10 protein-coding genes are annotated in these 13,035 nt (G+C 66.7%); 4 read left to right on the top strand and 6 right to left on the bottom strand.

Annotation, left to right across the window (positions count from 1 at the left end; translation table 11 throughout):
- Positions 1-4: 4 nt before the first annotated feature.
- The 6 genes from METLW3_RS26750 to METLW3_RS0105405 all read right to left on the bottom strand — a co-directional run bounded on the left by METLW3_RS26750 (position 5) and on the right by METLW3_RS0105405 (position 5,668).
- Positions 5-370, bottom strand: coding sequence for a hypothetical protein (locus METLW3_RS26750; RefSeq protein ID WP_024878953.1), 366 nt, complete (start codon positions 368-370; stop codon positions 5-7).
- A gap of 69 nt (positions 371-439) precedes the next feature.
- On the bottom strand, positions 440-2,458 hold the full coding sequence (locus tag METLW3_RS0105420; RefSeq protein WP_245267231.1) for an AsmA family protein: 2,019 nt from the start codon (positions 2,456-2,458) through the stop codon (positions 440-442).
- Positions 2,459-2,561: 103 nt separating this feature from the next.
- On the bottom strand, positions 2,562-3,266 hold the full coding sequence (lexA, locus tag METLW3_RS0105415) for a transcriptional repressor LexA (protein WP_024878951.1): 705 nt from the start codon (positions 3,264-3,266) through the stop codon (positions 2,562-2,564).
- A 140-nt stretch (positions 3,267-3,406) separates the two neighbouring features.
- Complete coding sequence (locus METLW3_RS28115; RefSeq protein WP_157096396.1) at positions 3,407-4,072, bottom strand: hypothetical protein; 666 nt, start codon at positions 4,070-4,072, stop codon at positions 3,407-3,409.
- A gap of 285 nt (positions 4,073-4,357) precedes the next feature.
- Positions 4,358-5,356, bottom strand: coding sequence for an LLM class flavin-dependent oxidoreductase (locus METLW3_RS0105410; RefSeq protein WP_024878950.1), 999 nt, complete (start codon positions 5,354-5,356; stop codon positions 4,358-4,360).
- Positions 5,357-5,425: 69 nt separating this feature from the next.
- Entirely contained in the window at positions 5,426-5,668 is a 243-nt protein-coding gene (locus tag METLW3_RS0105405) for a hypothetical protein (protein ID WP_024878949.1), read from the bottom strand.
- Positions 5,669-5,766: 98 nt separating this feature from the next.
- Here METLW3_RS0105405 and METLW3_RS0105400 point away from each other — a divergent pair, with 98 nt between their 5' ends.
- From METLW3_RS0105400 to METLW3_RS0105385, 4 genes are read left to right on the top strand one after another with little or no spacing between them, the layout of a single operon-like run.
- Positions 5,767-7,482 (top strand): OFA family MFS transporter, encoded by a 1,716-nt coding sequence (locus METLW3_RS0105400; protein ID WP_024878948.1) that lies wholly within the window; start codon positions 5,767-5,769, stop codon positions 7,480-7,482.
- A 10-nt stretch (positions 7,483-7,492) separates the two neighbouring features.
- Positions 7,493-7,945 carry a cupin domain-containing protein gene (locus tag METLW3_RS0105395; RefSeq protein WP_024878947.1) on the top strand — a complete coding sequence of 151 codons (453 nt, stop codon included), beginning with the start codon at positions 7,493-7,495 and terminating at the stop codon, positions 7,943-7,945.
- Between the two features lie 32 nt (positions 7,946-7,977).
- Entirely contained in the window at positions 7,978-9,234 is a 1,257-nt protein-coding gene (locus tag METLW3_RS0105390; RefSeq protein ID WP_245267437.1) for an exonuclease SbcCD subunit D C-terminal domain-containing protein, read from the top strand.
- Positions 9,234-13,007, top strand: a complete 3,774-nt coding sequence (locus METLW3_RS0105385) for an AAA family ATPase (RefSeq protein WP_024878945.1) — start codon at positions 9,234-9,236, stop codon at positions 13,005-13,007. Before METLW3_RS0105390 ends, METLW3_RS0105385 begins: the two co-directional genes overlap by 1 nt.
- Positions 13,008-13,035: the final 28 nt, after the last annotated feature.

The following is a 13,035-nucleotide window of genomic DNA, read 5'->3' as shown; positions in this document are numbered from 1 at the left end:
TACGTCACTCGGACAACCAAGCCTCTGCGTGATACAGAGATCGCGGGCCGAGAAGTGGCGCCATCCGCTTCCACAGGCCCTCAGTTTGGACAGCCCGAACCGCCAAAGCTTCGATCAGGCCTGTAGCGACAACGGTCCTCAATCCGTTATCGCCACTCTCCATAGCCTGCTCGATCAACGAGAACAGGCGGCGGTTGGCGTCGACGTCCGTGCTATCGAAGTCCTCGGCGATCCGATAGCCTAGGGCGGCGAGGAGCGTCGTGACAGGCGGCTCTTCCGACCCCCACGCGTCGAGGATTTCCTCGTATGCAGCCTGCACGCCACCAGAGGCGGCAACCAATGCGCCCAAAAGCTCCTCACGACCCATCATTGCCGCCCCCGAGCTCGCTGCGGTCTCGTGACGCTCGCGCGAGTGAACGAGAAAAACAGCGGGAAGCTCTCACCGCTCCTTCGCCGCGCCCGCCTCCGGCTCGACGCGCGGCAGCAGCGGCGCGGCCGCGCCCGAGCGCTTGATCAGCGCGGCGGCGTCCGGCGCGAAGACGGGATCGTCCCAGGCGCCGGAGAGATCGAAGCCGATCTGCACGCCCTTCTCGCGCGGCTTGCCGGCGGCGTCGGCCTCATTGGCCTGCGCCTTCATCGCGAGGCTGCGCTCGGGAATGCGCGTCTGGCCGGCGAAGGCCAGCGCGAAGCCCGGCCCATGCGCCTGGCCGTCCTCTATATTCGCGGTTCCTTTGACGATCTTGATGGTCGCGCTGGCGCGATCCACCAGCGAATGGCCGGAGCGAATATCCATCGCGCTCGACAAAGGCCGCTTGTCGACGCGGCGCAGCGCGCGCTCGAGATCTATGCCGCCGACCTCGCCCTCGCTCAGCGTGAGGCTGGCGCGGCCGTCGAGATCGCGCGTGATCTGCGCGACGCTGTCGCCAGTGGCGTCGAGCGTGAAATTGGCGTCCAGCGCGCCGCCGAGATCGGGCCGTGCGGCGAGGTCCCAGGCGAGCGCGCCGGCGTCGACCCCGGTCAGCTGCGCATTGCCGTGAAACTCCAGCGCGCCCGCCGCATTGGCGGCGAAAGTGGCGCGGCCCTTCACCGTCCCCTTATAGGCCTGCGCCTCGGCGAGCGAGAGCTCGAGCCTTCCGCCGCGCAGCAGCAGCGATAGAGCGGCGTCCTCGAGATTCAGCCGCAATATGCGGGCGCGCGTCGCCGAAAGGCGCAGATCGACATCGGCGTCCTGAATATTCGGCAGGACGAAAGCGTCGCGGCTCCATTGGCCGTCGGCGCCGGAGAGCGGCGGCAGATCGGCGATCATCGGCTTCAGCGACACGAAATTGCTGGCGAGAGTCGCATGGACGATGGGCTTTTCGCCCTCGTGCCGCAGCGCGAATGTGCCCTCGAACTCATTGTCGTCGGCCGAGAGCTTCACATCGGTCAGCTGAAAATCGCGCAGGCCGACGCTGGCCTTGGCGGAGAGCTGCACATTCTCGAAGGCGCCGGGCAGCGGCGCGCTCACCTTGGCGAGGCCGAGCGCATGGCGCAGCGAGGGCGAAGAGGCGTTGAGCCGCCCCATATAGCGCGGCTTGGCGCCGATCTGGCCGAAGCCTTCCGCCTCCAGCCGCACGCTGTCCGAATCGAGCCGCACAGTGACCGGCGTCTGCTCGCCGCGCAGCAGCGCGCCGGGCTTCAGCACCCAGAGCATGGCGCGCGGCCGCTCGCCGCCCCAGGAGAAAGCGGCGTCGAGCGTCGCCGGCGAGCCGACGGTGCGCCAATCGAGCGTCGCGTCAATGTCCTGCAGCGTTTCCTCGCCGCCCGAATATTTGAGCCTTGCGACGCCGGAGACGATGGAGACGCCGCCGAGCCGGGCGCGATCGGCCTTCTCGGCCGCCGGCGTCGAGGGCCGCGCCGCCGCGGCGCGCACAGCTGCGCCGGACGTGCTCATCGGCTTGCGATCGAGATCGACCTCTATGGCGGGGCGGATGAGCTCGATATCGGCGATTTCCAAACGGCCGGCCAGCAGCGGCAGCAGCAGCACATTGCCGTGCAGCCTCTCCGCCTCGATGGTCAGCGCGGCGGTGGGATCGGCGAAGGCGATGCTGTCTATGGTGATGTGCGGGCGCGGCAGCAGCGAGAAGGTCGAGCGGCCTTTGGCGGCGATGAACAGGCCGGATGAGGCGTTGAGCTGGCCCGAAATCTCCTCGAGCAGCGCATTGGTCGAGAAGGTCCAAGGCGCGAGCGCCGCGCCGAGCGCCACTGCGGCGACGGCGCCGAGAGCGATCAGCCAGCGGCGCGAGAGGCGCGGGAAAGGCAGGCGGCGGCTTTGGCCCAAGGGCTTGGATCCTTCGATTTCGCGCATCGGGCCGGTCGAGTGCGACATTCCATCGTCCATGTAGAAAAAAGCGGGCGGCCGCGGGCCGCTGGCGATGCAGCGCGCGCCCTCGGCGAGGGCGCGAGACGAGAACAACATGCCTTTATCGCTCTGCCGCTACGCGAAAAGGCCCGCGCGCCAAAAGCGCGCGAGGCCGGACCATGGCGGCAAAGGGCGGCGAGATCGTGGCGGCGCGAGGCCCTCAGTATTTGCGCAGAAGGCTGACCAGACGGCCTTGGATGCGGACGCGATCCGGCCCGAAAATGCGCGTCTCATAGGCCGGATTGGCGGCCTCGAGCGCTATTGACGCGCCACGCTTGCGCAGGCGCTTCAATGTCGCCTCCTCGTCGTCGATGAGGGCGACGACGATATCGCCGGTGTCGGCGCTGTCCTGCTTGCGCACCACGACGACGTCGCCGTCGAGAATGCCGGCCTCGATCATCGAATCGCCACGCACCTCGAGCGCGAAATGCTCGCCGCCGCCGAGCATATCCGGCGGCAGGCTGATGGTGTGGCTGCGATTCTGCAGCGCGGAGATGGGCGTGCCGGCGGCGATGCGGCCCATGACCGGAATCGCCACCTGCTGATCGGACTCGGGCTCGCCGGCCGGAACGGGCCGCACGCGGCCGAGCGCGCCCTCTATGACCGAGGGCGAGAATTTGCCGCCGCGCGCGGCGACGCGGGGCGTCGCCGATTCGGGCAGGCGCAGCACCTCGAGCGCGCGGGCGCGATTGGGCAGACGGCGGATGAAGCCGCGCTCCTCGAGCGCGAGAATGAGCCTGTGAATGCCGGATTTGGAGCGCAGATCGAGCGCGTCCTTCATCTCGTCGAAGGAGGGCGGCACGCCGGTCTCCTTCAGGCGCTCATGGATGAAGCGCAGCAGATCGCTCTGTTTCTTGGTCAGCATGGAAGCCCCCCGGCGCCGCCCGCCCGCGTCGCGCCACGTCCGAACCTAGCCATGATGGCGCGGGTTCATAAACAAATCATGAACGGGAGGATAGGCGTTCTCGGTGCGTTCCGCAAGGGAGACTCTTCGGCGGTCCTTGGTCAGGGAGCATGAATGCATTTCCAGTCAGAAACATCGTGATCCAAATCTATTCGGGCTCGCTGAGAACGCCATTCAAGCGATTTATCCCGACTGTTAATGACAAACCACTGCCCTCGGTCATTAACATTGTCCCGTCCCGAAGAACGGAATGGCCCCGCAATCACCCCGTTTTCATACCCCTTTGAGATGACGCTAAACTTGTCGGTATCACAAAACCAATCAGGCCAACCCAATTGCACGCCTCCAGGCACACGCTTGTTAATTTCATGCCAGTATTTTGCTACCCCTCCGCGAGGAGAAACTTTGTTTGGCGGGACCCCTAGTTGTTGTCTCACATACGCCTCATCGAACCACTCTTTCTCGACTACAACTTCTGCTGGCGGGAACATAAAAGCCTCGTTTGTTGATAACAATACATAAAGATCAGATCGTGAGCTAAAAAATAAAATAGTAGCCCCACTGTCAAAATGGGTCTGCGACGCCACATCACTCTTCTGAACAGCCCAATGCTCAACCGATAATTTTCCCCCAAACTCTTTAGCCGTGTCAAAAACTTCTCGGTCAATATTCGATAAGAAAAACCTATCTTTATTTAGCTGAAAAATGCCAAGAATTATTGCGGAAAAGACGGCGCCAGCCACGAACCATATCAGACGCCCCTTCATGTCATTTCGAGCAAGAAAAACTAGATACCCGGATGCCACGGCAGCGGCTAGGAGAACGACGGTCGCCGCGATAGGCAACCCTTCCCAGTAGGCGGAAACGAGGGCCGGCAACGAGGTTGCAAAGGGCCAAATTTGCGAACCGGCATTTATTATAACATCAACTATCCGTTGATGTGACGCCGTTGCGGGCTCAGATTCTCTAGTTTCCATTCGCTAAGAATAGCAGAGTTCTTGCTTGATTCGAAGAGTCGCTCACACAGGCTACGATCCTACGGTTCCGCCCCTCTACTGCGCCGCCGCCGCCTCCACCCCCAGCATCGGCCGCACATGCCGCGCGAAATCCTCTAGCGAGCGCAAGTTCTTCTCCGCATCCCGTGAGATCGGCTTCAGCAATATCGCCCGCGCGTCGGTCTCCTCGCGATAGGCGGCGATCTTCTCCGCCACTTCGTCGAAATCGCCGATCAGCGAGCGTTGCAGCAGCCCTTCCTCGGTCAGCGAGGCCGGCGCCGCGCCGTCCTGGCGGGCGAAATTGCCGCGCATGCGCTCGGCGAAGCGGGAGAGGAAGGGAACAGCCTCGGCCAGCGCCTGCTCGCGGCGCGGCGCGGCGAAATAGAAGCGCGCCATGGTGAAGCGCGGATCGCCCTCCGGTCCCGCGGCCTCGCGATAGATGCGCAAGGTCTCCTTGATCTGTTCTATGGGGAAAGGCGGGCCGGCCATCACGCCATGGCCATTGCGCGCGGCGTAGCGAATCGCCCCCGGCGTGGTGGTGGCGAGATAGGTGGGGATGGGCTTTTGCAGCGGGCGCGGCGTGAGGCTGAGGCCATTGGCCTCGTAATGCGCGCCGGTGAACGTCACTTTGTCTTCATAGAGCAGGCGGTTGACGAGGCCGAGCGCCTCCAGAGTCATCTCCCGCGTCGAATCCTTGCCGGCCCCGAAATGGCGGTTCTGCAATTCGAAAGGCCCGCCGCGCGCCACGCCGAAATCGAACCGCCCCTTGGAGAGCAGATCGATGGTGGCGACATCCTCCGCCACCTGAATCGGATTTCGGAAAGCGAGCAGCACCGCCGCCGAGCCGAGCCGTATCGTGCTCGTCACGCCGGCGAGATAGGAGAGAAGCGTGAGAATGGAGGGACAGGCGGCGTCCGGCTCGAAATGATGCTCGGCGACCCAGGCCTCCTCGAAGCCGAGCGCCTCGGCGTGGCGCACCAGGCGCGTCTGCGTCTCGAAGCAGCGCGCGAAATCCTGCTGCGGGTTTTCGTAAGTGGTGAAGACGCCGAACCGCATGGCGAGGGCCTCGAGATGCGCGCCGCCGATCCCATGCGCGCCTTGGCTATATACGGCAGTTACATATTGTCATACAGGATATGGACGCCGAAGGCCGCCCGCAAGCGCAAAAACATTGGCGTCGCGCGCGAATTTCGGTCGGCCGATAGAAAGCCCTCGTCCAATCCGGCGGATGGGCGTCATAATAGAGAAATCAAATAAAGCGACGAGAAAAACATATTGATCGATCATCGGCGCTGTGACGATTTTCCGATAGAAAGAGTTGAAAAAGTCGCAACGCTCGGCATTGTCGAAAACCAGCACGCGCCGCAAGGGCGCTCATCGCGAAAAAGCGGGCGCCGCGGGGGCGGCGTTCGGGGGACCGCTCACGACGCCGCAGAGGAAGCGCGGCTCGATTTTCGGAGGATTTCATGTCGGTAGCCGCTATGCCATCCCGGCAATTTTTCAGCCGGGAGCGCTCCATCGCAGCGCCCGGCTTCAATCGTTGGCTGGTGCCGCCGGCGGCTCTCGCCGTGCATTTGTGCATCGGCATGGCCTATGGATTCAGCGTGTTCTGGCTGCCGCTGTCGCGCGTCATCGGCGGCGCCGAGCCGAAGGCCTGCCCCGCGGATATGGGCTTTTTCGCCAGCGTCTTCGCCACGAGCTGCGATTGGAAGATCAGCATGCTCGGCTGGACCTTCACGCTGTTCTTCGTCTTTCTCGGCTCCTCGGCGGCGGTGTTCGGCCATTGGCTGGAGACCGCCGGTCCGCGCAAGGCGGGCCTGGCGGCGTCGGTATGCTGGTGCGGCGGCCTGCTGATCTCGGCGGCCGGCGTCTATCTGCATCAGATCTGGATGCTGTGGCTCGGCTCCGGCGTCATCGGCGGCATCGGCCTCGGGCTCGGCTATATTTCGCCTGTCTCGACGCTCATCAAATGGTTCCCGGACCGGCGCGGCATGGCGACCGGCATGGCGATCATGGGCTTCGGCGGCGGCGCGATGATCGGCGCGCCGCTGGCCGACAAGCTGATGTCCTATTACGCCGCTCCGGGCTCCGTCGGCGTGTGGCAGACCTTCGTCACCATGGCGGCGATCTATTTCGTCTTCATGGTCGGCGGCTCGCTCGGCTATCGCGTGCCGCGCGACGGCTGGAAGCCGGAGGGCTGGGCGCCGTCCACGACGGCCGCCAACAAGATGGTGACGAGCCGCCACGTACATCTGAACGTCGCCTGGAAGACTCCGCAATTCTGGCTGCTGTGGGCGGTGCTGATGCTCAATGTCAGCGCCGGCATCGGCGTGCTCGGCATGGCCTCGCCCATGCTGCAGGAAGTGTTCGGCGGCAAGCTCATCGGCCTCGACATCGGCTTTTCCGAGCTCGACGCGGCGCAAAAGGCGAAGATCGCCGCCATCGCCGCAGGCTTCACCGGCCTGCTTAGCCTCTGCAACATCGGCGGCCGCCTCGCCTGGGCGACATGGTCCGACAAGCTCGGCCGCAAGACCACCTACGCCGTCTTCTTCATCCTCGGCATTATTCTCTATTCGGCCGCGCCCTGGGCCGCGCAGCAGGGCAATATCGTGCTCTTCGTGCTGTTCTTCTGCGTGATCCTGTCCATGTATGGCGGCGGCTTCGCCACTATTCCCGCCTATCTCGCCGATATTTTCGGCACGCATTATGTGGGCGCGATTCACGGCCGTCTGCTCACCGCCTGGTCGACGGCGGGCGTGCTCGGTCCGGTGCTCGTCAATTATCTGCGCGACTATCAGCTCGACCACGGCGTCGCGCGTGACGCGGTCTATAATCAGACCATGTATATTCTCGCCGGCCTGCTCATTCTCGGCCTCATCTGCGATCTCTCGGTGCGGCCGGTCGCCGAGAAGCTGTTCATGACCGATGAGGAGGTCGCCGCGGAAAAAAAGACCAGCGTCGCCGCCATCGCGCAGGAAGAAAGAGAGCCGCACGCCGATTTCGAGGATTATGTCGAGGAAGGACAGGCTGCGGAAGCCGCTGCGGCCGAGGCGCGCCGCGCCGCCGCCGCGCAGAATGGCAATTCGCGCATTCTGCTCTTCGCCGCCTGGGCCGCCGTCGGCATTCCGCTCGCCTGGGGCGTGTCGATCACGCTGCAGAAGACCTTCGTCCTCTTCCACTGACGGAGGCCTCATGCGCGCGCGCAATCTTCTCGGCTTCGCGCTGGCGTTCTTCGCCGGCGCGGCGCTGGCCGACGGCCCGCCGCCGGCCATGCTGCAGAGCGAATTGAAATATGCGCCCGTGCCGATCTTTTCAGGCGTCAGCGCCGCGCCGGTCAGCGGCACGGCGACGCAGCCGGGCGCGCTCTATGCGCTCTCGGTGAAATATGCGGCCGGCGCGAAATCGCTGCCGCATACGCATCCCGATGCGCGCCTGGTGACGGTGATCTCCGGGCGCTTCTACGCCGGCGTCGGCGGCGAGCTCGACGAGAAATCGCTGCGCCTCCTCGGCCCCGGCGATTCCATCGTCGTGCCGGCGGAGACGGTTCATTTCGGCTGGGCGAAGGACGGTGAGGTCCTATTGCTCGAGACTGGCGTCGGCCCTTCCGGCGCCAGCCTGTGGCCAAAGCCCGCTCCACAGCGCTGATCGCCTTCGTGCTCTTCGTGTCTTCGTGGTAGATCGAAACCACAAGGACACGAAGGACGCCGAAGCTGCTCACCCTCCTCCATACGGCCGATTGGCATCTCGGCGCGCAGCTGCAAGGCTGGCCGCGCGAGGCGGAGCATCGCAAGGTCCTGCGCGCGCTGGTCGCCATCGCCGCCGAGCGCCGCGTCGATGCGGTGATCGTCGCCGGCGACATTTTCGACAGCCTCAACCCTTCCGCCGAGGCGCAGAAGCTCCTCTACGACACGCTCAAGGAGCTGCGCGCCGCCCTGCCCGCGGCGACCATCGTCCTTCTCGCCGGCAATCACGATCCCGCCGGCCGCATAGAAGCGCCGCGCGCTCTGTTCGATCTCGTCAATGTCGCCGGCGTCGGCACGATCGCGCGCAAGAATGGCGAGATCGACGTCGACGTGCATCTCGTGCCGCTGCGCGGCGCCGACGGCGCGATCGAGGCGCATCTTCTCGCCGTGCCCTATCCGCGCGCCGCCGATCTGCCGGTTCTGGAAGGCGAGAGCGAGGGCTCGCCGGTCGTGCGCTCCGTGCGCACGCTCTATGGCGAGCTGATCGCCGCGGCGCGGGCGCGCATCGGCGCGGCGCCGCTCATCGTCACCGGCCATTTGCATGTCGCCGGCGGCCTGGAATCGGAAGGCGCCGAGCGCCGCATTCTCGTCGGCGGCGAGCATGCCGTTCCGCCGGACGTGTTTCCGCCGGATGTCGCCTATGTCGCGCTCGGCCATTTGCATCGGCCGCAAGCGATCGGGCGCGAGAGCATCCGTTATTCCGGCTCGCTGTTTCCGCTGTCCAAGACCGAGATCGACTATCGTCACGGCGTGTCGATCGTCACGATCGCGGGCGCGGCGACGACGGTCGAGCATGTCCCGCTGCCGCGTCCGACTCTTTGCCTGCGCATTCCGCCGCGCGGCGGCATGGCGCGGAACGATGTCGAATCCGCTTTCGCCGCGCTCGCCCTCGATCCGGCGACGCCAGCGGATGAGAAGCCGTTTATTCACCTCACCATCGCCGCAGAAGGGCCGATCGTCGGCCTGGACGCCGAGATCGACGCGATAGCGGAGAAATTTCCGATCCGCCTCGCCTCGCTCACCGTGGAGCGCCCGCAACGCGCCGAGACGGAGGCGCCGGCGCCCGCCGCTCTGCGCCTTTCGGAACGCCAGCCGGTCGAGCTGTTTCGCGAGGCTTTCGCGCTCACCCACAAAGCCGAGCCGACCGCGGAGCATCTCACTTTGTTCCATTCCGCCGCGATGGAGGAATAGTGCGCATTCTCGCGATCCGCGGCGAAAATCTCGCAAGCCTCGCCGAGCGTTTCGAGATCGATTTCGAGAAGGAGCCTCTGCGCGGCGCCGGCCTCTTCGCCATTACCGGCGAGACCGGCGCCGGCAAATCGACGATTCTCGATGCGCTCTGCCTCGCGCTCTATGACGCTTTTCCGCGCGTCGCCGCGCAGGGCGTCAATGAGAGCGTTCCCGACCCCAGCGGCCAGACGGTGAGCGCCGCCGATCCGCGCTCCATTCTGCGCCGCGGCGCCGGACGCGGCTTCGCGGAGGTCGATTTTCTCGGCCGCGACGGCGAGCGCTATCGCGCCCGCTGCGACATTGCGCGCGCTCGCGGGCGAGCGACCGGCAATCTTCAGCAGCGCAGCCGCGCGCTGCATCGGCTGGATGCGGAAGGCGCGGTGGTTGCGGCAGTCGCCTCGGGCGTCGAGCCTGTGCGCGCCAAGGTCATAGAGCTCACCGATCTCACCTTCGAGCAATTTCGCCGCACCGTGCTGCTGGCGCAAGGCGATTTCGACGCTTTTCTGCGCGCCGATTCGAAAGAGCGCGCCGATCTGCTCGAGAAGATCACCGGCGCCTCCGTCTATGCGGAGATTTCCAAGCGCGTCTATCTGCGCACCAAGGCTGCGCTGGAGGCGCTGGATCGTCTGCGCCGCCGCCGCGACGAGATCGGCCTGCTGCCGGCGGAAGCGCGCGCCGCGCTGGAGAACGAGCGCGACACCTCCGCCGCCGCCCGCGCCGAGGCTGCGCGCGAGCGCGACGAAGCCGCCGCTCTGCTGCAGCGCCATGCGGCGATCACGCAAATGGAGACGCGCCTCGCCGAGGCGGAAACCCGCGAGCAGTCGGCGCTCGCCGCGCAGGAATCCTTGGCGGAAACGCGCGAGCGGGCGAAGACACTCGATCTCGCCGAGCCGCTGCGCGCGCCCCTCGCCGCGCGCGAGGCGGCGACGCAAAATCTCGCGCGTGCGACGATCAGCGAGATCGCCGCGCGCGAAGCCGCAGCGAAAGCGCAGGCCGCGCTCGAGGAGGGGCGCGAGAGAGAAGCGCAAAAGCGCGCGCGTTTGGAGGCGGCGGAAACCGAATTCAAACACTTCGGCCCGCTATGGTCGGCGGCCGAACATCTCGACGCCGAAATCCTCGCGGCGGAGCGAGAGGCGATGCAAGCCGAAAAAATCGCGCATGAGGCCGCGCGCATCGCGCAGCAGAAAGCCGACGAAGAGACCGCGCTGATCGCGCAAGTCGCGACCGCGCGAGCAGGAGCCGAGACGGTGCGCGCCGCGCTGGAGCGTCTCGCCACAGCAGAGCCGCTGCTCACGCGCTGGAGCGAAATCGCCGAATGGCTTGGACGTCGAGGCGAGGCGGCGAAGTCGCTCGCCCGCGATGCAACGCGCGCGAAAACGCTCGGCGCGGAGATCGACGCCGCGACGCGCGAGATGGAGACGCTCGATGGCGCGGATCGCGAGGCGAAAGCCGAGCGCGCCACTCTGGCGGAACGGATAGAGACGCGCAGCGCCGCGCTCGCGCAGCTGAAGGAAGACGAGGCGAGCGAGCGCCGCCGCGCGCTGGACGCGCTCGCGCGTCTCGCCGCGCAGATCGAGACGCAAATGCGCCGCCATGCGAAGGCGCGAGACCTATGGCGCCGCGCCATGCTCGATCTCGAGGGCGCGAATGTCGTGCAGGAAAGCGAGACGCGCGCGCTGCGCGATGCGAGCGACGCGCGCGAGCTTTGCGAGGCGAAGCGCGGCGAGGTGGAGCGGCTGGGCGAGATCGCCGACGCCGCCGTCTCCAAGCAGGCTTTGGCGCTACGCGCGAGCCTCGTCGATGGCGCGCCCTGCCCGGTCTGCGGCGCGCGCGCGCATCCCCATGCGCATGAGAGCGAGGCCGCCGATGCGCTGATCGCCGAGCTGCGCGCGCGACGCGACGCGCTGCGCCGCGAGATGGTGGAAGCCGAGCGCGCGATCGCCGCGGCGAGCGGCCGCCTCTCCGCAGCGCAGGAGCGCGCCGCCGACGCCACGCGCCGACGCGACGAGGCGCTCGCCGAAAGCGACGAGGCCGCGAGAGATTACGATGAAGCGCGCGCGCGCTGGCCCGCGGATGCGCCGGCGCCGACCTCGATCGAGGATAGCGCATTGCTCGCGCGCCTCGCGGAAAGCCTCGAGCGCGAGAGCAATGCGCTCGACGAGCGGCTGAAGAGCGCGCGGGCGCTGCGCGCCGATATGGATGCGCTACGTCTCGCGCATGATCGTCTCGCCGCCGCGATCGACGAGCGCCGGCAAAGGCGCGACGAAATTGTCGCGCACATCGCCGCCGCGCGTGAAGAGACGGCGCGCATCGGCGAGACCCGCGCCGCCGCGGCCGAGAGTCTGAGCGCCGTGGATCGTGCGCTCGCGCCCTTTCTGCCGCTCTGCGATCTCTCGCTCGCCGATCTCGATCGCGATGCTGAGGGCGCCATGCGGCGACTGAGGACGAAAGGCGAGGATTTTCGCAATGCGCAGGAGAGCGCCGCGCATATGGCGCGCAGCCTCGAGGAGCTGACGCAAAATCTCGCCGGCCTGCGCATAGAGGCGCGCGCGCGCGCCGAGGCGGCGGCGGCGGCGAAGTTTCAGCAGAGCGAGCGCGCCAGCGTCCTCGCCGAGCGTCGCGCGCAACGCGGCGAATTGCTCGGCGGCGAGCCGACGGCGATCCATCGCACACGCTGCAATGACGCGCGTCTCCTCGCGCAGCAGGCGCTCGAATCCGCCACGCGCGACAGCGCCGAGACCGAGGCGCGCCGCACGGGCGCCGAGCGCGATCTCGCCCATGCCGGCGAGGCGCTCGCAGAAGCGCGCGCGCGGAGCGAGACGGATGCGCGGAATTTCGCCGACGCTCTGACCATCGCGCAAATCGACGAAGCGGCGGCGCTCACCCTGCTCGCCGTCTCGCCACAGGAGCGAGCCGAATTGCGCGCGCGGCTGGCGACGGCGGACGCAGCGCTCGCCGCCGCACGCACGGAAAAAGAAGCGCGCGGGCGCGATCTCGCCGATGCGCTCGCCGCCGGACGCCCGGAGCAGGATGTCGCAATTGCGGACACGCGCCGCGCCGCGGCGGAGGCGAAATTGGAAGCGCTGGCGCGGCGGCTCGGCGAGATCGGCGAGCGGCTCGCCGCCGATGATCTCGCGCATGGTCGCGCGCAGACGCTGGCCGGCGAGATCGCCGCAGCGGAGGCGACGCATAAGAGCTGGGCCGAGGTCGACGCCGCCATCGGCTCGGCGAGCGGCGACAAGTTCCGCCGCTTCGCGCAGAGCGTGACGCTGGAGCATCTCGTCGTGCTCGCCAATCGCAATCTGGCGACGCTGACGACGCGCTATCGGCTGGAGCGCTCCGCCAGCGACACGGCCGATCTCGGTCTGCAGATCGTCGATCGCGATCTTTGCGACGAGCGCCGCTCGACGCGCTCGCTCTCCGGCGGCGAGCGCTTTTTGGCGTCGCTCGCGCTGGCGCTCGGCCTATGCAGCCTCGAGGGGCGCGGCTCCTTCGTCGACACGCTGTTCATCGACGAGGGCTTCGGCACGCTGGATCAAGGAACGCTCGACGTCGCCATGGACGCGCTGGAGAGGCTGCATGGGCAGGGCCGCAAGGTCGGCGTCATCAGCCATGTCGAGTCGCTGCGTCAGCGCATTCCTGTGCAGATAAGGGTCGAGAAACGCGGCGGCGGCCGCAGCGCGGTGCGCATAGAGGCGCGAGGAGGATGGATCGCTGCGCTGCAACCGACATGATGACGCGGCGCCTCCGACGGTCGTTCGA

It is taken from the genome of Methylosinus sp. LW3 (assembly GCF_000527115.1).
Lineage (GTDB): Bacteria > Pseudomonadota > Alphaproteobacteria > Rhizobiales > Beijerinckiaceae > Methylosinus.
The sequence above is the reverse complement of the archived record's forward strand: the minus strand, read 5'-3'. Positions and strand labels throughout refer to the sequence as shown.

What these genes read in the sequence shown, in the direction of transcription:
- METLW3_RS26750 (WP_024878953.1), bottom strand. Translation starts at nt 370, where the DNA reads ATGATGGGTCGTGAGGAGCTTTTGGGCGCATTGGTTGCCGCCTCTGGT.
- METLW3_RS0105420 (WP_245267231.1), bottom strand. Translation starts at nt 2,458, where the DNA reads ATGTTGTTCTCGTCTCGCGCCCTCGCCGAGGGCGCGCGCTGCATCGCC.
- lexA (WP_024878951.1), bottom strand. Translation starts at nt 3,266, where the DNA reads ATGCTGACCAAGAAACAGAGCGATCTGCTGCGCTTCATCCATGAGCGC.
- METLW3_RS28115 (WP_157096396.1), bottom strand. Translation starts at nt 4,072, where the DNA reads ATGAAGGGGCGTCTGATATGGTTCGTGGCTGGCGCCGTCTTTTCCGCA.
- METLW3_RS0105410 (WP_024878950.1), bottom strand. Translation starts at nt 5,356, where the DNA reads ATGCGGTTCGGCGTCTTCACCACTTACGAAAACCCGCAGCAGGATTTC.
- METLW3_RS0105400 (WP_024878948.1), top strand. Translation starts at nt 5,767, where the DNA reads ATGTCGGTAGCCGCTATGCCATCCCGGCAATTTTTCAGCCGGGAGCGC.
- METLW3_RS0105395 (WP_024878947.1), top strand. Translation starts at nt 7,493, where the DNA reads ATGCGCGCGCGCAATCTTCTCGGCTTCGCGCTGGCGTTCTTCGCCGGC.